19 protein-coding genes, 1 tRNA gene and 1 pseudogene are annotated in these 21,592 nt (G+C 71.2%); 7 read left to right on the forward strand and 14 right to left on the reverse strand.

From position 1 onward, the window contains the following. The 4 genes and pseudogenes from VIG76_RS14615 to VIG76_RS14630 form a co-directional block, all read right to left on the reverse strand. A pseudogene (locus VIG76_RS14615) lies at nt 1-182 on the reverse strand (hypothetical protein); the annotation flags it as partial. Beyond that, nucleotides 179-1,093 carry a 5-dehydro-4-deoxyglucarate dehydratase gene (locus tag VIG76_RS14620; RefSeq protein WP_331955465.1) on the reverse strand — a complete coding sequence of 305 codons (915 nt, stop codon included), beginning with the start codon at nt 1,091-1,093 and terminating at the stop codon, nt 179-181. The pseudogene VIG76_RS14615 and the gene VIG76_RS14620, both read right to left, overlap by 4 nt. Before the next feature lie 110 nt (nt 1,094-1,203). Further along, on the reverse strand, nt 1,204-1,674 hold the full coding sequence (locus tag VIG76_RS14625; protein WP_331955467.1) for a hypothetical protein: 471 nt from the start codon (nt 1,672-1,674) through the stop codon (nt 1,204-1,206). Between the two features lie 349 nt (nt 1,675-2,023). Then, nucleotides 2,024-2,638, reverse strand: a complete 615-nt coding sequence (locus tag VIG76_RS14630; RefSeq protein WP_331955469.1) for a TetR/AcrR family transcriptional regulator — start codon at nt 2,636-2,638, stop codon at nt 2,024-2,026. A gap of 72 nt (nt 2,639-2,710) precedes the next feature. Between VIG76_RS14630 and VIG76_RS14635 the strand changes: the two genes are divergently transcribed. Next, complete coding sequence (locus VIG76_RS14635) at nt 2,711-3,568, forward strand: DUF4386 domain-containing protein (protein ID WP_331955471.1); 858 nt, start codon at nt 2,711-2,713, stop codon at nt 3,566-3,568. A gap of 86 nt (nt 3,569-3,654) precedes the next feature. On the opposite strand, the gene VIG76_RS14640 is transcribed toward VIG76_RS14635, so the two are convergent. Then, nucleotides 3,655-4,635 (reverse strand): NAD(P)-dependent alcohol dehydrogenase, encoded by a 981-nt coding sequence (locus VIG76_RS14640; protein WP_331955473.1) that lies wholly within the window; start codon nt 4,633-4,635, stop codon nt 3,655-3,657. A 282-nt stretch (nt 4,636-4,917) separates the two neighbouring features. Beyond that, nucleotides 4,918-5,002, reverse strand: a tRNA-Ser gene (locus VIG76_RS14645). A 189-nt stretch (nt 5,003-5,191) separates the two neighbouring features. On the opposite strand from VIG76_RS14645, the gene VIG76_RS14650 reads away from it, so the two are divergent. Then, complete coding sequence (locus VIG76_RS14650) at nt 5,192-6,373, forward strand: S53 family peptidase (RefSeq protein WP_331955475.1); 1,182 nt, start codon at nt 5,192-5,194, stop codon at nt 6,371-6,373. A gap of 54 nt (nt 6,374-6,427) precedes the next feature. On the opposite strand, the gene VIG76_RS14655 is transcribed toward VIG76_RS14650, so the two are convergent. Beyond that, the gene (locus tag VIG76_RS14655) at nt 6,428-7,252 is read right to left on the reverse strand and encodes an HAD family hydrolase (protein ID WP_331955477.1); all 825 of its coding nucleotides are present in this window, start codon (nt 7,250-7,252) and stop codon (nt 6,428-6,430) included. Next, the gene (gene serS, locus VIG76_RS14660) at nt 7,249-8,520 is read right to left on the reverse strand and encodes a serine--tRNA ligase (protein ID WP_331955479.1); all 1,272 of its coding nucleotides are present in this window, start codon (nt 8,518-8,520) and stop codon (nt 7,249-7,251) included. Before serS ends, VIG76_RS14655 begins: the two co-directional genes overlap by 4 nt. A 77-nt stretch (nt 8,521-8,597) precedes the next feature. On the opposite strand from serS, the gene VIG76_RS14665 reads away from it, so the two are divergent. Then, nucleotides 8,598-9,641, forward strand: coding sequence for a diacylglycerol/lipid kinase family protein (locus VIG76_RS14665; RefSeq protein WP_331955481.1), 1,044 nt, complete (start codon nt 8,598-8,600; stop codon nt 9,639-9,641). A gap of 86 nt (nt 9,642-9,727) precedes the next feature. Further along, the gene (locus VIG76_RS14670; RefSeq protein WP_331955483.1) at nt 9,728-10,600 is read left to right on the forward strand and encodes an amidase domain-containing protein; all 873 of its coding nucleotides are present in this window, start codon (nt 9,728-9,730) and stop codon (nt 10,598-10,600) included. Nucleotides 10,601-10,682: 82 nt separating this feature from the next. Here VIG76_RS14670 and pheA read toward each other — a convergent pair whose 3' ends face one another. Next, nucleotides 10,683-11,624: a prephenate dehydratase gene (gene pheA, locus VIG76_RS14675; RefSeq protein ID WP_331955485.1), complete on the reverse strand. Its 942-nt coding sequence runs from the start codon at nt 11,622-11,624 to the stop codon at nt 10,683-10,685. A gap of 40 nt (nt 11,625-11,664) precedes the next feature. On the opposite strand from pheA, the gene pgm reads away from it, so the two are divergent. Next, nucleotides 11,665-13,290 carry a phosphoglucomutase (alpha-D-glucose-1,6-bisphosphate-dependent) gene (pgm, locus tag VIG76_RS14680; protein ID WP_331955487.1) on the forward strand — a complete coding sequence of 542 codons (1,626 nt, stop codon included), beginning with the start codon at nt 11,665-11,667 and terminating at the stop codon, nt 13,288-13,290. A 4-nt stretch (nt 13,291-13,294) separates the two neighbouring features. Here pgm and VIG76_RS14685 read toward each other — a convergent pair whose 3' ends face one another. Next, nucleotides 13,295-14,074, reverse strand: a complete 780-nt coding sequence (locus VIG76_RS14685; RefSeq protein ID WP_331955489.1) for a M15 family metallopeptidase — start codon at nt 14,072-14,074, stop codon at nt 13,295-13,297. Nucleotides 14,075-14,176: 102 nt separating this feature from the next. On the opposite strand from VIG76_RS14685, the gene VIG76_RS14690 reads away from it, so the two are divergent. After that, complete coding sequence (locus tag VIG76_RS14690) at nt 14,177-16,078, forward strand: MDR family MFS transporter (RefSeq protein WP_331955491.1); 1,902 nt, start codon at nt 14,177-14,179, stop codon at nt 16,076-16,078. 25 nt (nt 16,079-16,103) lie between these two features. On the opposite strand, the gene VIG76_RS14695 is transcribed toward VIG76_RS14690, so the two are convergent. After that, nucleotides 16,104-17,153, reverse strand: coding sequence for a lipoate-protein ligase LplAB (locus VIG76_RS14695; protein WP_331955513.1), 1,050 nt, complete (start codon nt 17,151-17,153; stop codon nt 16,104-16,106). Nucleotides 17,154-17,167: 14 nt separating this feature from the next. Next, on the reverse strand, nt 17,168-18,019 hold the full coding sequence (locus VIG76_RS14700; RefSeq protein ID WP_331955493.1) for an alpha/beta hydrolase: 852 nt from the start codon (nt 18,017-18,019) through the stop codon (nt 17,168-17,170). Between the two features lie 135 nt (nt 18,020-18,154). Here VIG76_RS14700 and VIG76_RS14705 point away from each other — a divergent pair, with 135 nt between their 5' ends. Beyond that, complete coding sequence (locus VIG76_RS14705) at nt 18,155-19,372, forward strand: MFS transporter (RefSeq protein ID WP_331955495.1); 1,218 nt, start codon at nt 18,155-18,157, stop codon at nt 19,370-19,372. A 3-nt stretch (nt 19,373-19,375) separates the two neighbouring features. On the opposite strand, the gene VIG76_RS14710 is transcribed toward VIG76_RS14705, so the two are convergent. After that, the gene (locus tag VIG76_RS14710) at nt 19,376-20,266 is read right to left on the reverse strand and encodes an ROK family protein (RefSeq protein ID WP_331955497.1); all 891 of its coding nucleotides are present in this window, start codon (nt 20,264-20,266) and stop codon (nt 19,376-19,378) included. Further along, nucleotides 20,263-21,471, reverse strand: a complete 1,209-nt coding sequence (locus VIG76_RS14715) for a MinD/ParA family ATP-binding protein (protein WP_331955499.1) — start codon at nt 21,469-21,471, stop codon at nt 20,263-20,265. Before VIG76_RS14715 ends, VIG76_RS14710 begins: the two co-directional genes overlap by 4 nt. Nucleotides 21,472-21,592: the final 121 nt, after the last annotated feature.

Genomic DNA, 21,592 nt, shown 5'->3' on the forward strand with positions numbered 1-21,592 from the left:
GTCGGCGTCCACGAGAACCCGACGCCCTCCGCGCCGTCGCTGTCGATCACCGTCGTCTCGAGGAACGTGAGCGTGGGCACGTTAGGACCCCACGGCCGCGGCAGCGGCACCGTCACAGGCCGGACCTGCAGCTCGGCGATCGTCGCCGTCGAATCCGTCGGGGACGGCCAGGCGGCGCTCACGCGAGCTCGGCGGCGAGCTCGACGCCACGCTTGAGGATGCGGCCGAGCTCCTGCTCCTGGCGCGGGTCGGGGTCCGACAGCGGCGGCCGCACGCCGCCCACGGGCACGCCCTGGAGCCGCAGACCCGCCTTCACGAGCGAGACGCCGAATCCGGGTGTCTCATCGCGGAGCGCGACGAGCGGCAGGTAGAAGTCGCGCAGGATGCCCAGCCGCCGCTGCTCGTCCTCGGCCACGTAGGCGTCGTAGTAGGCGCGGGCGATCTCCGGTGCCATCGCGAACGCCGCGGATGAGTAGAGGGGCACGCCGATCCCTCGGTAGGCCGCCTGGCTCGCCTCCGCGGTGAGCAGCCCGTTGAAGAACGCGAAGTCGTCGCGCACCTCCCGGACGACCGAGACGATCTCCTGCGTCCGCGCGACGTCGCCGGTCCCGTCCTTGAAACCGATGATGCGCGGATCCGCGGCGAGGCGCCGCATCAGCGCGGACGAGTACTGCGCCGTGCCGCGGTGGTACACGATCAGCGGTAGCGGGGAGGCCTCGGCCACGGCGGTGACGTAACGCTCGAGCCCGTCGGCGGGTCCGGCCACCAGATACGGGGGCAGCAGCAGCAGCGCGTCCGCGCCGGCGTCCGCGGCGCGGGCGGCCAGCTCGACCGCGTGCGGCAGCGTGCCGCCGGCGCCCGGCACGACCGGCACCGATCCCGCCGCCTCCTCGACAGCGACACGGGTCATCGCGACGCTCTCCTCCACGCTCAAGGCGTGGAACTCCCCGGTGCCGCATGCCGGGAAGACGCCGCCCGCACCGTTGGCCAGACCCGCCGCGACGTGCTCGCGTGCCAGGCCCGACTCGAGCGCGCCGCGCTCGTCGAACGGGGTGACGGGGAAGAACAGCACACCGGTGAACGCGACGGTCATGGAACGATGATCCCGCCCGTTTCGACGGGACGTTCCCAGCCGCCTCGATCACCCGGCGACTCGCCGCGCGGCGGGAGGATGAGCGACCTGGCGCCGACCGGTGCCGGCACTCACCCGGCGGGTGGTCGACCGGCGTCCTGGTGATCCCGCTCCATACGATGATGAGGCCGGCGAGGGAGACGATCGACCGATCGTTCGGCGTCGAGCTGGTTGCGCTCGCGCCCGACTCCCTGCGACGCGAGCGCCTTCGCAGCCGGCAGCCGCGAGTCCCACAGCTCGGCGGGCGTTCCCCCTTCGGCGGCGATGGCGAGCACGCGTTCGATCACCTCGACCTCGAGGTCGTGTCGGTGCAGCTGTCGGGCGATCACCGCGACTCCCCACGCCCATCCGTAGGGCAACGGCCGCACGCACTCGACGGCTTCCATGCCCGACCATGCGACTGCCAGCGCCTCCGCGAACCTGCGCTCACGCTGCAGACGCGCGATCTCCGGACTCCACCAGAACGTGAGGTCGTCGCGGGAGCGATCGGCGCGCTCGACGGCCGGAACGTACTCCACCACCTGCAGGCCGATCTGGTTCATGTCGTTCTCCGGCTGAAGGTCGCACCCTGCCCAGCAACGGGCGGAAGTGTGGCGCGCCCGTCAGAAGGCTCGGAAGGGGCTTGACAGCATCAGCTGCGTCTCGTGAAACCGAAACGCGAGCAGGTCGCCCGCGGCCCGGCTGCCGGCCCCTTCGACGGGTCGGTCCGTCGAGACGGACCGGCGATCGGGGCGTGAGACCGCTCAACACGACCGCGGCCGTCCTTCCGCAGATGCGGTCGGCCGCGCCCGGGCGGATCATCACGGTCTCCTCCATGCTCGGACGGGTGGCGTTCCCGTCGCGTACCGGACCCGTCGGATGAGGCGATCAGGAGCGCCGGCGCCCCGATGCTCACGAACTCAGGACCCGTTCGAGACCATCAAGGAGCAGTTCGAGGCCGAACCCGAACTCGGCGGCGTAGTCGTAATCAGGTTGCAGGGCGTGCTCGGTGAGCATGCGGGCGAGGTGAGGGTATTCACTCGACGGCAGTTGGCGGAGGATGCCCTCCGCCACGGCCGCGGCCTCATCCGGTGTGCTGTAGGTCAGGTTCTGCAACTGCTGGGCGAAGCCGTAGATGTAGCTGTCCATGAGCGAGAACGCGTGCGCTGCCTGATGGATGGTGAAGCCGGCCTGCAGGAGACGCCCGATCACGGCGTCCTGGTGCCGGAGCGTTGCTGGCCCTGGACTCGTTCGAGACTGCATGAGCGCGCTCGCCCATGAATGCCGCATCAAGGCTGCACGCGCAGAGTGCGCCCTGAGACGCATCGCCACCTTCCAGTCAGCGTCGCCTGACGCCACAACGATCTCGGCGAAGACGAGATCGACGAGGCCGTCGAGGATGTCGCTCTTGTCCGCGATGTGGTTGTAGAGCGCCATCGGTTTCGCCCCGAGCTCCTCGGCTATGTGGCGGATGCTGAGCCCTTCGATCCCCTCCCGATCGGCGACGACCAGCGCCGCCTGCAGCACGCGCTCCCGACTCAGTCGAGCCCGACGGCCGACGCGGGGGGCCGTCTCATCTGCCAATTGGACGCTCCATCGATGCAGTTCTCGCAATGGGATCTGACGAGCCCCTTGACTTACGTACAGCGTACGTCTACCGTCGCGAACACGCGAACGTACACCGTACGTTTTGATCCCGGCCAACGGGACCCACCCCCGAAGAAAGGCCGCACCATGAACTCCCCAAAGCGCCTCGCACGGCTCGCCGGCGCCCTCTACCTCGCGGTCGGCGTTCTCGGCGGCTTCGCGGAAGGGTTCGTCGAGCCCGCTATGTACGTCCGCGGGGACGCAGCCGCGACGGCGCACAATCTCGTGACGAACACGGCTCTCGTCCGCCTCGGCGTCGTCGCTGATCTCGCCGACCAGGTCGTGTTCGTCATCCTCGCCCTCGTTCTCGCCGCGCTGCTCAGGCACGTGCACCGCGGCGCAGCACGGGCAATGGCCGTCCTCGTCGTGCTCGCGGCCGCCGTCGCCTCTCTCAACGTCGCCTTCGAATACGCGGGGCTGCAAGTGGCGACGGGAGCGGTGGACCTTTCGTCGCTCGGAACCGGGGGTTCACACGCCTTGGCGCTCCTGCTGCTCGACACTCAGCACTACGGACTGCTCGCGGCGCAGGTCTTCTTCGGGGCGTGGCTGGTGCCGTTGGGGTACCTGGCCCTCAAGTCCGGATGGTTCCCCAAGGCTCTCGGCGTGCTGCTGGTCGTCGCCGGCGGCTGCTACCTGGCCGACGTGATGACCGCGTTCCTGCTCCCCGAGGTCGCGCGGACCATCCATCCCTTCCTGGTCATCCCGTGCGTCACGATCGCCGAGGTTTGGATGGTGTTCTACCTACTCATCGTCGGCGTCAGGACGAACAGGAGCGTCGAGCCCGTCGAGCGGGTCATGGCCACGGCCTGACGACCCGGACTTCGCACCCGCGGCTGATCGCAGCCGCGGGTGCGAACCTGTGCCGGCAGCAGGGTGGGCCGAAATGGGCGCCCGGCTCAGGGGCTCACCTCGGATGGTCCAACCATGATCACGACGTTGCCGATCTTCCGGCCCGTCTCCACGTACCGGTAGGCCTCAACGATGCGAGTCAGCGGGTACGTCCTGTCGATCAGCGGTCTGAAGCGACCGGACGACATGAGGTCTCCGAGATAAGCGACCATCGCCTGGTCATGCCGCGGAATGGGGAAGAGGACTCGCTTCCCTCTCCGCATCGGGGCGATCAGCGCAAGGAACGGGTTCTCGGCGCGGGGGCCCAGCTCGGAGGAGATGTAGATCCCGCTCGGCTTCATCAGGGGCCGACACCTGCTGAACGAGGATTTGCCGACGGTGTCCAGCACCACGTCATACGTCTGCTCGTCCTGCGTGAAGTCCGTCACTGTGGAGTCGATGACACGATCGGCCCCAAGGCGCTGCATCATCTCCGCGTTGCCCGTGTCGCACACCGCCGTCACCTGGACGCCGAGCGCCTTCAGCAGCTGAACGGCCGCCGATCCGATCGCGCCCGTGGCGCCGTGAACGAGGACGTGCTGCCCTCTGGTGATCCCGGCCCCTCGGATCTGGGCCAGGGCGTAGTGGGACCCCTCGGTGCCGGGGGCCGCCTCAGCGTAGGTCAGGTTGCGGGGCATGGCGGCGAGCGAGCCGTCCTGAGGGATTGCGAGGTACTGGGCATGTGCGCCGAACGGACCTTCGATGTAGCCGAACACGTCATCGCCCACCGAGAACTTCGCGACCTGGGCGCCCACCTGCACGACGACTCCTGCGAACTCGTTTCCCAGAACCGTCGCCCGCGGCGTGATCAGCCCTGTGAACAGCCGCATGAAGAAGGGCTTGGCGGCCCGGCACGCGCAGTCCGTCCGGTTCACTGTGGTGGCCCGAACCTCGATCAGCACGTCCGTGGCCGTGATGGTCGGTCGGTCTACCTCGGCGAGCCGTACCACGTCCGGTCCCCCGTATCTGGTGTGCACCGCAGCCTGCATAAGGGGAATGTAGGCGTCGGGGGGCAGGCGCTGAGCCCCAGCCCTCCACGCGCGGCGCACGGGCGCAGGTCAGCCAGCTGCAGCCCGCCCCGCGACCCTCCGGCGACGACGCCGCGGCGTGCCTGCGCCACGTACGGGACGAGCCAGCACCACTCGTCCCCGCGCGCCGGCGTGGGCACAATTTGGGACAGCTTCGTGCCCACGACGTCATCGAGGCTTCGCGAGGTCATCCCAGATCCGCATGATTCCGGGGTTTTCGGTGCCTCGTGAAGCCCTGAAAAGCGGAGGGCGTGGGATTCGAACCCACGGGACGTTTCCGCCCACCGGTTTTCAAGACCGGGTCCATCGGCCGCTCGGACAGCCCTCCAGGGCAGTGATGCTAGCGGAGCGGTCGTCGCCCGCCCGAGTCGTCGGAGCCTCCCATACGCCTCGGATTCCGAAATTCCAAGCCTGTCATTCCGGTCGAGCGCGACCTACGGTGGCACCCGCGGCGCCGCTCGGCCCGCGGGGGACGGATGGGGAGGTCCGGATGCGAACAGCTCGTTTCACTCGATCGGTGCTGCTGGGGGGAACCGTGCTGGCACTGCTGATGACAGCAGGGCCGGTGGCAGCGCAGGCGGCGCAGAACTGGCCGGCACGATCCGCCGGGCACGTGCACGTCTGCGGCACACCGGCGCACGGCGCGGCCGCGTGCAACGCCATCCGTGCCGACCCGGTGAGCAACAACGGCACGGTCCAGCCGAACGTGACGCCGTCCGGATACGGCCCCGCGGATCTCCGCTCGGCCTACAAGCTGACGGCGACCGGCACCTCCTCGCAGACCGTCGCGATCGTCGACGCGTACGACGACCCGAAGGCGGAGGCCGACCTGGCCACCTACCGGGCCCAGTACGGGCTGCCCGCCTGCACGACCGCGAACGGCTGCTTCACGAAGGTCGGCCAGACGGGCAGCAAGACCAGCCTTCCGCGCGCCGACGGCGGATGGACCCAGGAGATCTCGCTCGACCTCGACATGGTCAGCGCGATCTGCCCCGGCTGCAAGATCCTGCTCGTCGAGGCGAGCAGCTCGTCGCTGACGAACCTCGGCACCGCGGTGAACACGGCCGCACGGCTCGGCGCGACGGAGATCTCGAACAGCTACGGCGGATCCGAGTCGCCCAGCGACACCGCGTACGACTGGAAGTACTACAGCCACCCCGGCGTCGCGATCACGGCGAGCTCCGGTGACAACGGCTACGGGGTCGAGTACCCGGCGGCGTCGGCGAACGTGACCGCGGTGGGCGGCACGAGCCTCGCGAAGTCGTCGACCACTCGCGGCTGGAGCGAGACCGCATGGAACGGCGCCGGCTCGGGCTGCTCGGCGTACGACCCGAAGATCAGCGGGCAGTCGTCGGTGAGCACCGGATGCGCGAAGCGGGCGGTGGCGGATGTGTCCGCGGTCGCCGATCCGAACACCGGCGTGGCCGTCTACGACAGCTACACCTACCAGGGCGCTGCCGGCTGGATGGTCTTCGGGGGCACCTCGGTGGCGTCCCCGGTGATCGCTTCGGTGTACGCGCTGGCCGGTGGGGTCAGCGCCTCGACGACGAACTCCTCGCTCTACAGCAACGCGAACGGGCTGTTCGACGTGACGAGCGGCAGCAACGGCACGTGCACCACGAAGGTGCTGTGCACGGCCGGCACCGGCTGGGACGGCCCGACCGGGCTCGGCACGCCGAACGGCACGGCCGCGTTCTGATCGAAGGCGAAGGGGCGGCCGGCGCGAGCCGTCCGCCCCTTCGTCGTTTGAGTCCTACGGGCGGACGAGCGACTCCAGCACGTCGGCGAGGCCGTCGGATGCGACCGGACCGGCCACAGAAGCGGCCGCGGCCCGGACGTCCGACGGCGCCTGGCCCATCGCGACACCCCAGCCGTGGCGTGAGGCCCACTCGAGCATCTCGATGTCGTTGCGGCCGTCGCCGACGGCGACCACCCGGTCGAGCGGCACGTCGAGCCGCTCGCGCACCCGCTCCATCGCGGTCGCCTTGTTCACGCCGTCGGGCGCGATGTCGAGCCAGGCCGTCCATCCGACGGCGTAGCTGACGCGGTGCAGCCCCATCTTCTCGACGACCTGCAGGAACTCTTCGGTGCCGTGGTTCGGCGAGATCACCACGACACGGGTGGCCTCCACGTCCAGCAGGCCTTCGAAGTCCACCTGCCGGCTCGCCGATCCGACCGCCCCCTGGGGGAACGACTCGGTGTACCGGAAGAAGCCGGTCTCGTCCTCGACCGCGTACCGCGCGTCCGAGAGCGCGCCTCGGATGGTCGTCAGCACCTCCGACGGATCGAACGTCTCGACGATCTCCCGGCGGTAGCCGCCCTCGGCATCCGCATCGCGACGAAGGGTGATGGCGCCGTTCGAGCAGACGACGTACTCCGGGGTGATCCGCAGCTGCTCGAGCACGGGCAGCGTGGTCGCGACGGAGCGCCCTGTCGCGAGCATCACCTCGTGGCCCGCCTGCACCGCGGCGCGCACCGCCTGCCGCACCCGGGGGGAGGCGGACCCGTCCTCGTGCAGCACCGTGCCGTCGATGTCGAGCGCGACGAGGCGCGGCGACGCAGCGTCCGCGGCCGTCACTTCGTCGTCGCGGGCTCGAGCACCTCGAGGCCGCCGAGGTAGGGACGCAGCACCTCGGGCACAGCCACCGAGCCGTCTGCGCGCTGGTGCGTCTCGAGCAGCGCGACGATCCAGCGCGTGGTCGCGAGGGTGCCGTTCAGGGTCGCGACCGGCGCCGTGCGGCCGCTCTCCGCGCGATAGCGGATGCCGAGCCGGCGCGCCTGGAAGGTCGTGCAGTTCGAGGTGGAGGTGAGCTCCCGGTAGGCGCCCTGCGTCGGCACCCAGGCCTCGACGTCGTACTTGCGGGCGGCGGAGGTGCCGAGGTCGCCCGCGGCGGTGTCGATCACCCGGTACGAGAGGCCGAGGTCGGTGAGCATCGCCTCCTGCATCGCGACGAGCCGCAGGTGCTCGGCCTCCGCATCCGCGGGGTCGATGTAGCTGAACATCTCGAGCTTGTTGAACTGGTGCACCCGGATGATCCCGCGGGTGTCCTTGCCGTGGCTGCCGGCCTCGCGGCGGTAGCAGGTCGACCAGCCGGCGTAGCGGAGCGGCCCGTCGGACACGTCGATGATCTCGTCCGCGTGGTAGCCGGCGAGCGCCACCTCGCTCGTCCCGGTGAGGTAGAGGTCCTCCGACTCGAGGCGGTAGACCTCGTCGGCGTGCTCGCCGAGGAAGCCCGTGCCGGCCATGATCTCCGGCTTCACGAGCGTGGGCGTGATGAGGGGGACGAAGCCGACCGCCAGGGCGCGGTCGAGCGCGAGCTGCATGAGCGCGAGCTCGAGCCGGGCACCGATACCGCGGAGGTAGTAGAAGCGCGCGCCGGAGACCTTGGCTCCCCGGGCCATGTCGATCGCGGCGAGCAGCTCACCGAGCGCGAGGTGGTCGCGCGGCTCGAAGTCGAACTCGGGGCGCGTCCCGACCTCGCGGATCACCACGTAGTCGTCCTCGCCGCCCGGCGGCACCTCGTCCTGCACGATGTTCGGGATCGCGGCGAGCAGCTCGTCCGCCCGCGCCTCGGCAGCCGAGGAGCGCTCGCTCGCCGCCTTCACATCCGCGGACAGCTGCTTCACCTCGGCGAGCAGCGCCGGCTTCTCGTCCTTGCTCGCGGCCGCGACCCGCTTGCCGAAGGCGTTCTGCTCGGCCCGGAGCCGCTCGAACTCGGCGATCGCCTCGCGGCGCTCGGTGTCGGCGGCGGCGGCCTCGGCGACGAGCTCGACCCGGGCTCCGCGCATCCGCTGCGACCGCTCGACGACCTCCGGTGCGGCGCGGAGCAGCTGCACGTCGATCACGACCCCAGCCTATTCGGGCGGAACGGCCCGTTCCGGCGCTCCCGAACTCCCAACGAGCCGTGGATAGGGTGTGCGCCATGCCGCAGTCTGCGACCGCCGAGCCGCAGCGTCACGCCGCGGTGGTCTACAACCCGATCAAGGTCGACCTCGACGCGCTGCGCGAGACGGTGCACACCGCCGCTCAGCAGGCCGGATGGGGCGACACCCGCTGGTACGAGACCTCCGAGGAGGACCCGGGCACCGGCCAGGCGAAGCAGGCCGTCGACGACGGCGCCGAGGTCGTGCTGAGCGCCGGCGGGGACGGCACGATCCGCGCCGTCGCGGAGGGGCTGCGGGGCTCGGACGTGCCCATCGCCCTGCTGCCGTCGGGGACCGGCAACCTCCTGGCCCGCAACATGAAGCTCACCCTCGATCGGCTCGAGGAGTCGGTGACGACCGCGTTCACCGGTACCGACCGGCGGATCGACCTCGGCGTCGTCGAGCTGGAGCGCCCCGACGGCAAGCGCGAGACGCGGGCCTTCCTCGTGATGGCGGGCCTCGGGCTCGACGCGGCGATGATCGAGAACACCGACCCGGGGCTGAAGAAGAAGGTCGGCTGGCTCGCCTATGTCGGCGGGATCGCCCGCAGCGTCGGCAGCAAGAACTACATCCGCCTGCGCTTCAAGCTCGACGACCAGCCGACGCGGAACCTCCGCGTGAACACGATGCTGATCGGCAACTGCGGGCTGCTGACCGGCAACATCCTGCTGCTGCCCGATGCCGTCGTCGACGACGGCGTGTTCGACATCGTGGCGCTGCGCCCGGAGGGCTTCTTCGGATGGGTGCAGATCCTGGTGAAGGTCGTGTGGGAGAACGGGGTGCTCCGGCGCAGCAGCCTCGGCCGCAAGATCCTGTCGAACACGAAGGAGGTGCGCACCCTGCGCTACCTCCGGGGCAAGGAGATCGTCATCCGGCCCGACGACCCGCGGCCGGTGCAGCTCGACGGCGACACCTTCGGGCAGATCGTCGCGCTCCGCGCGAAGGTCGAGGACCTCGCGCTCGCCGTCCGCATCCCGCGTGACGAGGCGGATGAGCTGCCCGCGTCCGAGAAGGCGCAGGAGGAGGAGCGCGTTCCTGCCTGAGGGCCGGGCCGACGGCTGACACGCCTCGTACAGCGCTACTCCGGAATCCGTTGGGACCCCCATAGCCTCGTTGCATGCTTCGGGGGATGCGTTCGTTCCGCCGCGTCCGCGACGCGGCCCTGCTCGGCGCGGTCCTGGCCGTCGGGCTGACCGGCTGCTCGCTTGCGGATGGCGGATCCGCGCCCGTCGAGTCGGCGCCCGTCGGCGGCGACACCGCGGCGCCCGATAGCGCTGTCGTGCACACCGCGTCGCCGGCGACCGGCACCGTCAGGGGCGGCTCGAAGGTGGTGCTCACGGGCAGCGGCCTTGCCGGCGTGCGGAGGGTGAAGCTCGCGGGCACCACAGTCCCGGCCGGCGGCGCGGGCGACCGGGTGACGTTCACCACGCCGTCCGCCGTGGCCTTCGCGCCCGCGACCGACACGGTCGCGCTGCAGTCCGCATCCGGATCCACGGTCGCCTCCACGAGCTTCACGTACCGCGCCGTCGACGGCACCGACCGCCAGCTGGCCTACGTGCTGAAGTACTGGGAGCACTACAACCCGGCGTACGAGGCGCTGCCCGACGACGACTGCGTGGACTTCACGAGTCAGTCGCTGCTGCAGCGCGGCTGGAAGCAGCAGGGCGACTGGGTGCACGCGGCGGACATCCTCGATGCTGGGCCCGCCTGGCGCAGCTCGACGGCCTTCATGAGCTTCATGGAGGACCACCCCGAGCTCGGCACGCCGCTGACGGACCAGCAGCGGTCGAAGGTGAAGGTCGGCGACGTGGTGCAGTTCGACTGGGACCGCACCGGCGACCGCGACCACACCGGCGTCGTGACCCGGGTCGTGAAGTCGAGCGACGGCCACATCGAGATCGACTTCGCCGGCCACACGAACGACTCCGACTACCGGAGCGTCGACACCGCGGTCACGAAGGATCACCCGGGCGGCGTCGCCTACTACTGGTCGCTGAAGTAGCCCCACCCCGCGCGACTGTTGCCACTTTCTGCGACCTTGAGCGCCTCAAGATCGCGAAAAGTGGCAACACCCACGGTTCGAGTCAGTGGCCTCGGAGGTCCTTCAGCCAGGCGCGGGCCTGCGCGTAGACCTCGTCGTCGTGCGCCTCGGCGGCGGCGACGGGGCGGCCGTCCGCCCGCGGGTAGGAGCCGAGGAAGAGCACCCGCGGGCTGAAGCGGCGCACGCCGAGCAGCGCATCCGCCACCCGCTCGTCGTCGAGGTGCCCGTCGAGGTCGATGACGAACCGGTACCGGCCGAGCTCGTCGCCGATCGGCCGCGAGTGCAGCAGCGACAGGTTCACGCCGCGGGTCGCGAACTGCTCCAGCAGCTCGAGCAGCGCACCGGGCCGGTCGCTCGGCAGGTCCGCGACGATGCTCGTCTTGTCCGCTCCCGTGGATGCCGGTGCCGGCATGGATCCCGACTTCGCCACCAGCACGAACCGCGTCATGGCGTTCGGGTTGTCGCCGATGTCGTCCGCCAGGGTCGCCAGGCCGAACCGCTCCCCTGCGGTGGGGGTGGCGATCGCGGCCTGCGCGAGGTCGCCCTCGTGCTCGGCGAGGAACTGCGCGGCCTGCACGTTCGAGGCCGCGGGCAGCTGCGTGTGCGACGGCAGGTTCGCGTGCAGCCACGCGCGGCACTGCGCGTAGGCGACCGGATGCGCCGCCACGGCGCGCACATCGGCGAGCCCGACACCGGGTCGAGTGACGAGCGCGAACCGCACCGGCACGAGGTACTCGCCCACGATCCGGAGGTCGGGGATGGAGGCGAGCGCGTCGAGCACCGCGGCGACGCCGCCCTCCACGGTGTTCTCGATGGCGAGCATCGCCGCGATCGAGGTGCCGCCGACCACGTCGTCGAGCGCCTCGCCGATGTTGTTCACGGGCCGCCAGGTCGCGCCTCTCGCGGCCGTCACCTGCCCGAGCGCGACCTCCGTGAAGGTGCCCGCGGGGCCCAGGTAGCTGTAGGTGGAGTCCGCGGCAGGCACGGGCTAGAGACTATCCAGCGCCCCGGGCCAGGATGAGGGCATGACCTCCCGCGCAGGCACGCCGGCGACCGCATCCGACCTCATCGACGTCGAGGAGCTGCTGCACGCCTACTGGCACCGCCACCCCGACGTGTCCGACCCCGAGCAGCGCGTGGTGTTCGGCACCTCTGGCCACCGGGGCAGCTCGCTGAAGACGGCGTTCAACGACGACCACATCGCCGCGATCACGCAGGCGATCGTCGAATACCGTGCCGCGCAGGGCATCACCGGCCCGCTGTTCATGGGACGCGACACCCACGCGCTGTCGGCGCCCGCCCAGACCACCGCGCTCGAGGTGCTGGTGGGCAACCAGGTGCGGGTGCTGATCGACGAGTACGACGGCTTCACCCCGACGCCCGCCGTGAGCCACGCGATCATCCGCTACAACCGGGCGAACGGCGGCGACCCGAACGACCAGGCCGACGGCATCGTCGTCACCCCGAGCCACAACCCTCCGGCTGACGGCGGGTTCAAGTACAACCCGCCGCACGGCGGACCCGCCGACAGCGACGCGACCACGTGGATCGCGAACCGGGCCAACGAGCTGATCGAGGGCGGCCTCGCGGACGTGCAGCGCGCCGAGCCCTCTGCCGTCGAGGGCTACGACTTCCGCACCCACTACGTCGAGGACCTCGCGAACATCATCGACATCGACGCGATCAAGCAGGCCGGCGTGCGCATCGGCGCCGACCCGCTCGGCGGCGCATCGGTGAGCTACTGGCAAGCCATCGCCGACACCTACGGGCTCGACCTCACCGTCGTGAACCCCGAGGTCGACCCCGCCTGGTCGTTCATGACGCTCGACTGGGACGAGAAGATCCGGATGGACCCGTCCTCGCCGTCCGCGATGGCCTCCGTCGTCGCCCGCGCGGGCGACTTCGACATCCTCACCGGCAACGACGCCGACGCCGACCGGCACGGCATCGTCACCCCCGACGCCGGGCTGATGAATCCGAACCACTACCTCGCCGTCGCCATCCAGTACCTGTTCACGCACCGCCCGCAGTGGTCGGCGGATGCGGCGGTCGGCAAGACCCTCGTGTCGTCCTCGATGATCGACCGGGTCGCCGAGTCCATCGGCCGGCGGCTCGTCGAGGTGCCGGTCGGCTTCAAGTGGTTCGTGCCGGGGCTGATCGACGGATCCGTCGCCTTCGGCGGCGAGGAGAGCGCCGGCGCGAGCTTCCTCCGCACCGACGGCACGGCCTGGACGACCGACAAGGACGGCATCCTGCTCGCCCTGCTCGCGAGCGAGATCCGCGCCGTCACGGGCCGCTCGCCGAGCGAGCTCTACCGCGACCTCACCGAGCGCTTCGGCGACCCCGCGTACGAGCGGGTCGACGCCGCTGCCACGAAGGCGCAGAAGGCCGCGCTCGGCAAGCTCGACGGCGACGCGATCGAGGCGACCGAGCTGGCCGGTGAGCCGATCACCGCGAAGCTGTCGAAGGCGCCCGGCAACGGCGCTGCCGTCGGCGGCGTCAAGGTCGTCAGCGAGAGCGCCTGGTTCGCGGCCCGGCCGTCCGGTACCGAGGACGTCTACAAGATCTACGCCGAGAGCTTCAAGGGCCCGGAGCACCTGAAGACGGTGCAGGCCGAGGCGAAGCGCATCGTCGACGCCGCGCTCGGCTGAGCCATCAGCGGTAGCTGGGCGACGGCGGGAGGCCGAAGAACGACTCCAGCGTCGGGGCGCCCTCGGCGTGGTACGCCGCGGCGAGCGGCCCACCGACGTAGCGGTAGTGCCACGGCTCGAACTCGATGCCGGTGACCTGCTCCTGGCCGGCCGGGTAGCGCAGCACGAAGCCGTACCGCCAGGCGGATGCCGCCAGCCAGCGTCCCTCGGGCGTGCGGGCGAAGCAGGGATCCAGGTCGCAGCGCCCGCTCGCGGTGCCGATGTCGATCGCGAGGCCCGTCTGGTGCTCGCTGTAACCGGGCCGTGCGGTCAGCCGGTCGGCCCCGGCGACACCGATCCGAGAGATGTCCCCGTCGTAGATCGCGCGCTGGTCGCTGTAAGGGCGGTAGGTGCTGTTCGACGCGAGGTGGACTCCCGCTCGCCCGGCCACCGCGAACATCAGCTCGACCGCGCGTGCGGCGGCCTTCCGCAGCACCGGCGGGTTGGTGTGGGGCACATCGACGGCGGTGAGGTCCGGTGGCACGTAGGAGGCCGGACGGAGGGGCCGCAGCTTGTCGACGATCACCCAGAGGCTCGTGGGGGCGTCGATCGACTGCGCCGACCGGTCGAAGGAGGACGACACGGACGGCGTCGGGGACGGCGCGGGGCTCGGAGCCGTCGTGCGGATCGCCGGCGCCCGGGTGGCATGCGCAGGGGCCGACGGAACGGGCGTTCCGCAGCCCGCGAGCACGACGGCGAGGCCGACGGCGACGAGGCCGGCGGCGGTCCGCGACGACCAGCGCACCCCCGCAGCCTAAACAGGGACCGGGTAATCCTCTGCGAGCGTCGCCGTGTTCGCAGGAGTGCTGTATTTTGCAGGCTGCGCAAAATTCGGGCGAGGAGTCCCATGACGACCACGAATGCCCCATCCGCGAGCGGTACCGGCGCCGGCGTCGTCATGACGCACCGCCAGATCCTCTTCATCATCTTCGGGTTGATGAGCGGGATGTTCCTCGCGTCGCTCGATCAGACCATCGTCGGCACCGCGATCCGCACGATCTCGGACGACCTGCACGGCCTCAGCGAGCAGGCGTGGGTGACGACCGCCTACCTCATCACCTCGACGATCTCGACCCCGATCCTCGGCAAGCTGTCCGACATCTACGGCCGCCGCCCGATCTTCCTGACGGCCATCGGGATCTTCCTCGTCGGCTCGCTGCTCGCCGGCACCGCCTGGAGCATGTACTCGCTCGCGGTGTTCCGCGCCGTGCAGGGCATCGGCGCCGGCGGCCTCATGTCGCTGGCCCTCACGGTGATGGGCGACATCCTCGCGCCCCGCGAGCGCGCCAAGTACCAGGGCTACTTCCTCGCCGTCTTCGGCACGTCGAGCGTCATCGGGCCGCTCGTCGGCGGCCTCTTCGCCGGTACCCCCGAGATCCTCGGCATCGCCGGCTGGCGGTGGGTGTTCCTGATCAACCTGCCGATCGGCGTCTTCTCGCTGTTCATGGTGAGCCGGTTCCTGCACCTGCCGAAGCGGCACGGCAGTGCCGTCATCGACTGGTTCGGGGCCGTCTTCGTGATCCTCGCCCTCGTGCCGGGCCTCGTCGTCGCCGAGCAGGGCCGCACCTGGGGCTGGACCTCGTGGGGCGCCTGGCTCTGCTACGGGCTCGCGGCGATCGGCGTCGTCGCGTTCATCATCACGGAGCGGCGGATGAAGTCGAACGCGCTCATCCCGCTCATGCTGTTCAAGAACCGCACCTTCGCGGTGGCGACGATCCTCGGCGTCCTCGTCGGCTTCGGCATGTTCGGGGCGCTGCTCACGGTGCCGCTCTACCTGCAGCTCGTGCAGGGCCTGAACCCGACCCAGTCGGGCTTCGCGATGATCGCGATGGTCGCCGGCCTGATGATCTCCTCGATCATGGCCGGCCAGCTGATCTCGCGCACCGGCAAGTACAAGGTCTTCCCGATCACCGGCACGGGCATCCTGCTGCTCGCGTTCTTCTACATGACGTTCGTGACGGCGGACCGACCGCTCTGGTGGGCGCTGATCGGCATGTTCGGCATCGGCCTCGGGCTTGGGCAGCTGATGCAGACGCTCACGATCGCGAGCCAGAACACGGTGGACACCCGCTTCATGGGCGTCGCGACGAGCGCGTCGACGTTCTTCCGGCAGATCGGCGGCACGGTGGGCACCGCGGTGCTGCTGTCGGTGCTGTTCACCCGCATCCCGGACACCATCGCGGGCGCCTTCAAGAACCCGGACGTCGTGAAGCCGGCGCTCGACTCGGCCCTGAACCCGGCGGTGTCGAGCCTCTCGATCAACCACGGGATCATGACGCAGATCTACGACGCGATCGTGAAGCCGATCATCGCCGCGCTGCCACCCCAGGTGAACCTGGCGAACGCCGCCCAGCGTCACCAGGTGGTGGACCAGGTCGTGGCGAGGATCACGGCCGGCGGCACGAGCGGATCCGGCGGGGGCAGCGCGACGGGTGCGCTGAACGGCGACACCTCGTTCCTCACCACCGCGACCGACGCCTTGAAGCAGCCGTTCCTCGTCGGCTTCTCGGAGGCGATGGTGACCGTCTTCTGGGTGGGCCTCGTGGTCGTCGCCGTCGCGTTCGTGCTCAGCTGGTTCCTGAAGGCCCAGCCGCTGCGCAACAAGTCGGCGCTGCAGGAGGCGGCCGACCGGGCGCACGAGGGCGGCGCGATGGTGGCGCCCGGCGGCCCCGAGGATGAGGCCGAGCCCGAGCGCGAGGCGGAGCCGACCGGCGCCCGGGCCCGGATCGCGGAGCCCGGCACCGCCTGAGACGAGCAGGCCGGACCGCGTGCGCTCAGGGCACGCGGTTCAGCCACTCCTCGGTCGAGAACTTCGTCCGCACGAGCTCCTCGGCCTGCGCCAGCTCGTCCGCGGTGAGCTCCCCGCGCTCGGCGCCGGTCAGACGGATGAAGGTCTCCTCCATCCGCTCGAGGATGGCGGCTCGGGGGAGGCCGGACTGCTTGCGCAGCGGGTCGACGCGCTTCGCGGCGCTGACGGTGCCCTTGTCGCTCATCTTCTCGCGGCCGATGCGCAGCACCTGGACCATCTTCTCGCCGTCCATGTCGTAGCTCATGGTCACGTGGTGCAGCACGGCGCCCCCGCCGAGGCGCTTCTGCGCGGCGCCGCCGATCTTGCCGAGGGGCGAGGAGATGTCGTTGAGCGGCTGGTAGGTGGCGTCGATGCCGAGCGACCGCAGGGCCTGCAGCACCCAGTCGTCGAGGTAGGCGTACGACTCCGCGAAGGACATCCCTGCGACGAGCTCGCCGGGCGCGTAGAGGGAGTACGTGACGACGCTGCCGGCCTCCATGAACATCGCGCCGCCGCCGGAGATGCGTCGCACCACGTCGACGCCGAACCGCTTCGCGTTCTCGAGGTCGACCTCGTTGCGCAGGGACTGGAAGCTGCCGATGACCACCGCGGGCTCGTCCCACTCCCAGATCCGCAGGGTGGGCTTGCGGCGGCCCGCGCCGACCTCCTCCGTGAGCACCTGGTCGAGCGCGAGATGCACGGCGGGACGCACGGCCGGCGGATGCAGCAGCTCCCACGAGAAGTCGCGCCAGCCGGCCGCGCGGCCGATCGCTCGCCGCACGGCCGTGCCGACGGAGTCCGGGGTGAAGCCGAGCAGCACCGCGCCGTCCGGCAGGGCCGCGCGCACGGCGCCGGCGATCTCGGTGGCGCTCGACTCGACCGGCAGCCCGGTCACCGCGGCGTCGACGGCCTCGAGCGCATCATCCGGCTCGAGGAAGAAGTCCCCCGCCAGGCGGAAGCGGGCGATGCGCCCGTCCTCCACGTCGAAGTCGACCACGACGAGCTTGCCGCCCGGCACCTTGTATTCGCCGTGCAGAGCCTCACCGTGCATCAGCGCCCCTTCCGCGTCAGGACGTGCCCCTCGATCCAGGCCACCAGGTCCGCGATGACCTCGTCGCGGTTCGTCTCGTTGTAGACCTCGTGCCGGGCGCCGTCGTACACGATCGTGGTGACGTCGGTGATCCCGGACCGCTCCCGGTAGGCCTTCGCGAGCCGCTGGGCGCTCCGCCCGCCGCCCAGGGTGTCGTCGCCGCCCACCTGGATCAGCACGGGCAGCGCCGAGCCGAGCCCCCGGGCGGGGCGCCCGATCAGGCGCAGGGTGTCGCGCACGCCGAGCAGCTTGGACGTCTCGGCGGGGAAGGTGAGCGGATCCTCGACCCACCGGCGGGCGACCTCCGGGTCGCGGCTCAGCCACTCGGCGCCGGTCGAGCCGAAGGACGTGTGCTTGCGGTTCAGGTCGCCGCCGTCCATGAACCCGGGCAGCCGGTACGCGGTGCCGGAGAGCACGAGGCCGTCCGCGTCGATCTGCCCGTGGTTCAGCGCGATCTGCGCCATCAGGGATCCCCAGCTGTGGGCGAGGACCACGAAGGACGCGTCCGGGAAGCGGTCGCGGGTCTGCCTGCTGAACTCGGCGATCGCGTCGATCGTGGCCCGGAGGCCGCCGGGCCCGAGGTGGCCGAGCCTCGCGGTGTCGCTCCCCCACTGGCCGACGCCGGTGCGGCCGTGTCCGCGGTGGTCGTCCGCGACGACCGCGAACCCGGCGGCGTTCAGGTCCGCGGCGAGCGCCGCGTAGCGGCCGGCGTGCTCGCCGATCCCGTGCGAGATCTGCACGACCGCCCTCGGATCGGGGACGAGCCACTCGTGCGTCTCGATCCGGATCCCGTGGGCGTCGACGAAGGTCACGGGAGCATTCTGGCGGTCGCCGTCACCATGTGAGCGCCCTCCGAGTCCCGCCTGTCGGTCGGCCGACACCTGCCGTTTGCATACGATGCTTATGCAATCGGAGGCGCGGTGAGCTCGAGTACGACCAGGACCGGCATGTTCCGCTCGCTCCGGGTGCACGACTACCGGATCTGGGCGGCCGGCGCGCTCGTCAGCAACGTCGGCACCTGGATGCAGCGCACGGCGCAGGACTGGATCGTGCTCACGCAGCTGACCCACAACGACGCCTTCGCGGTCGGGATCACGATGGCGCTCCAGTTCGGCCCGCAGCTGCTCCTGCTGCCGATCACGGGGCTGGCGGCCGACCGCATCCCGAAGCGGACGCTGATGATGATGACGCAGGCCGCGATGGGCCTGCTTGCGCTCGGGCTCGGTGTGCTCGCGGTGCTGCACGTCGTGACGCTTCTCGAGGTCTACGGCTTCGCCTTCCTGCTCGGCTGCACGGCGGCGTTCGATGCGCCGGCCCGGCAGAGCTTCGTCTCCGAGCTCGTGCCGCCGGAGCACCTGACGAACGCCGTCGCCCTGAACTCCGCCTCGTTCAACGCGGCGCGGCTCATCGGACCGTCCGTCGCGGGCCTGCTCACCGAGGTCGTCGGACCCGGCTGGGTGTTCATCCTCAACGCGGCGAGCTTCGCCGGCGTGCTCGCGTCGCTGGCGCTCATCCGCCCAGGCCGGGCGGGCGTGACCACGCCGCGCGGCCGGGGCGTCACCGACTTCGTCGCGGGCTTCCGCTACGTCGCGTCGCGCCGGGATCTGGTCGTGGTCTTCACGATGATCTTCATCATCGGCACGTTCGGGATGAACTTCCCCATCTACGCGTCGACGATGGCGGTGCTGTTCCACCAGGGCGCGACCGGCTACGGCCTGCTGTCCACCGCGCTCGCGATCGGTGCCGTGGCGGGCGCGCTGCTCGCGGCGCGGCGCACCGAGCCGCGGTTCGGGCTGATGGTGGTCGCCGGGGTGCTCTTCGGCGTCGGACTGATGATCGGGGCGCTGGCACCCAGCTTCCTCGTGCTCGCCATCGCCCTGCCGCTCGTCGGCGTCGCGTCGCAGACGTTCATGACCACCGCCAACGGCACCGTGCAGCTCAGCGTCGAGCGCTGGGTGCGCGGTCGCGTGATGGCGATCTACATGGCGATCTTCATGGGCGGCACCGTGATCGGCGCGCCCGTCATCGGCTGGATCGCGAACACCCTCGGACCGCGGGAGGGCATGGTCGCAGGCGCGATCGCGGGTCTCGTGTCCGCCGGGATCGGCACGGCGTGGATGGCCAGAGGGCGCCGGACCGCGCAGCAGGCCGCGACCCAGGGGTGACGGTCAGGCCGGCAGGTCCGCCGCGGCCGTGAGCGCGCCGACGAGGCCGGCGTCCTCGAGCGCGGGCGGCACGACGAGCCGGGCGACCGCGCCGGGCTCCGAGGCCCCGTCGCGGAGGGTGTAACCGGCGTCGAGCCGCGGCACCTGCCGCCGCACCTCGTCGAGCAGGCCCGGCGCCTTCAGCACCCCGCCGCCCATCACCATCCGGTCGGCGCCGATCGTCATGAGGACGACGCCGACCAGCTGCGCGAGGTAGGAGCCGAGGATCTCGTGCGCCTCGGCACGCCGGTCCGCGGGGATCGAGGACGAGTCGACGCCCCACCGGGCGAGCACGGCGGGGCCGGACGCGAGGCCCTCGAGGCAGTCGCCGTGGTACGGGCAGGTGCCGGCGAAGCCGTCCTTCGGGTGGCGGCGGACCAGGAGATGCCCGAGCTCCGGGAAGCCGTTGCCGTGCACCGGCATGTCGTGGACCACGAGCCCCGCGCCGATCCCTGTGCCGACGGTCGCGTACGCGGTCGTGCGCGCGTCCGCGGCGGCGCCGTGCCGATGCTCCCCGAGCGCGGCGGCCACCACGTCGCTGAGCACGACGTGCGGCACCCGCGCGGCCAGCGGGATCCGGCCGAGCAGGTCCGTGTCCTGCCAGCCGCGCTTCGGGGTGCTCGTCACCCAGCCGTAGCGGGGGCGGTCCGGCTCCACGTTCACCGGGCCGAACGAGGCGACGCCGAGCGCCTCGAGCGGCTCGCCGACCTCCGCGAAGTAGGCGTCGATCCGCGCCGTCGTCTCCTCCGGCGTGGTCGTCGGGAAGCGGCGCACCTCGAGCGGCTCCCCCGGCGCGTCCCGGTGGGCGATGCCGCAGACGACCTTCGTGCCGCCCGTCTCGACCCCGGCGATCACCGGTGGCCGCCCGTGAGCCCGGCGGCCACCTCGGCGGCGGCGTGCAGCCAGGCGCGCTGCGTGCGGGGCGCGAGCGCGCTGTAGCGGATGCGCCCGCTGTGCAGGGCGTCATCGAATGGGATGGTCACCGCCGAGCGGGCGAGGCTGCGGAACCGCAGCGCCACCTCGCGGGCGTCGCCGTGGCCGAGGTCGGGGTCGGACTGCGACACGACGACGGTGGCGTTCGCGGCGAGCGCCGCGGCCCGGGCGTCGCGCTCCGCGAGCTGCTCGAGCAGCAGCGCGCCCGCCTCGGCGTGCTCGCCGAGCGCGGTGGTCGCGATCACGAGGGCGTCCGCCCGCTCGATCATCTGCTGCCAGCGCTCCGCGGACTCGTCGTTGCCGGAGTCGAGGAACAGCAGCCGGTAGTACTTGCGCGCGACCTGGTGCAGCGCGTCGAACTCGACCCGCGTGAGCCGCTGCTGGTCGGCCAGGATGCGGGGGTTCGACCGCAGCACGTCGTACTTGTCCTCGCGCTGGTGGTGCACGAAGCGCAGCAGGTCGGATGCGGATGCCGCCGGCGCGAGCAGCTCGGCCGCGTGGGGGAGCAGGTCGTGCACTGTGGCGTCGTGGGGGTCCTGCTCGGTGCGCCAGCCGAGCGTGCCGCGGGTCTCGTTGTTGTCCCACGCGAGCACTCCGGCGCCGCCGTAGCGGGCGAAGACCGCCGCGAGCAACGCGGTGGTCGGCGTCTTGTTCGCGCCGCCCTTGCCGTTCACGATCGCGACGGTCCGAGATGCGGGCAGGTGGCGGCTCACCGCGCGCACGTCGGCGCGCTCGGCCAGCTCCTCGGCGGAGGGCTGCACCCGGATGCCGAGCGCCGCAGCGGTGCGCCGCCATCCGCGGGTGGGTGGGCGGTGATCGTCCTCGTCGGCGAGGAAGGACTCCCGGGAGGGCCGATCGTCCGCGGGTGCTGCGGGCGGCGCGGGTTCGGCGGCGGTCTGCTCGGCCGCGAGCGCCGCGGGCTCGGGCGGGATCTCGCGCTCCGGAGCCGGCGGGGCGGCCGGCGCGTCGTCGGGCCGCGTGGAGGTGGGACGCTGCACGGGGGAGGGCTGCGTGTTCAGCGTCGGGCGGGGTGCGGCGCGCTTGTGCTTGGCCGGCCGGACAGGCCCCGTCGTCGTGGGGACGTCGTCGGTCGGCTTCGGCTCGCCGCCGGTACCGGTGTCGGTCATCCTCGCCTCCCGTCGTGTCGCGGATCCGTCCTGCACCCAGTATTCCGTGGGCGGGCGGGGCGGCCCGTGCACCGGGGGAGGGCGCGGGACGACGTACGCTCGGATCGGCTCCGCCGACGCC

Origin of the sequence: Amnibacterium sp., from assembly GCF_036559085.1 — a bacterium.
In the GTDB taxonomy this organism is placed as follows: domain Bacteria; phylum Actinomycetota; class Actinomycetes; order Actinomycetales; family Microbacteriaceae; genus Amnibacterium.